The following is a 265-nucleotide window of genomic DNA, read 5'->3' as shown; positions in this document are numbered from 1 at the left end:
GCTCTTCATAGACTAATGCTATCGCGTCAGGCGTTTTCGCCACCTGCTGTTCAAACAACTGATGAATGCACAATTGCTCAGGATAGGCGATTTCCGTGGCATTCCAGGTTTTCAGCAACAACCGGCGCTCCGCCGGCGCCAGGATATCAATCGTCCCAACCGGCTGTTGAGCCTGCCCGACCATCGCTTGCAGCACCGCGTGCAGATATCCTACCTGTCGCGCCATGGTCGCGGCATCAAACAGCGCCGAGGCATAATTCAGCGC

At 56.6% G+C, this 265-nt stretch carries 1 protein-coding gene; it reads right to left on the bottom strand.

Annotated features, from left to right (window positions below):
* The coding region (locus tag ABR397_RS23885; RefSeq protein WP_350307856.1) for a hypothetical protein at nucleotides 1–265 on the bottom strand (265 nt) is incomplete at both ends.

The organism is Photorhabdus viridis (genome assembly GCF_040256935.1).
GTDB classification, from domain to species: Bacteria; Pseudomonadota; Gammaproteobacteria; order Enterobacterales; family Enterobacteriaceae; genus Photorhabdus; species Photorhabdus viridis.
This window is presented reverse-complemented; position numbering and strand designations above follow the sequence as displayed.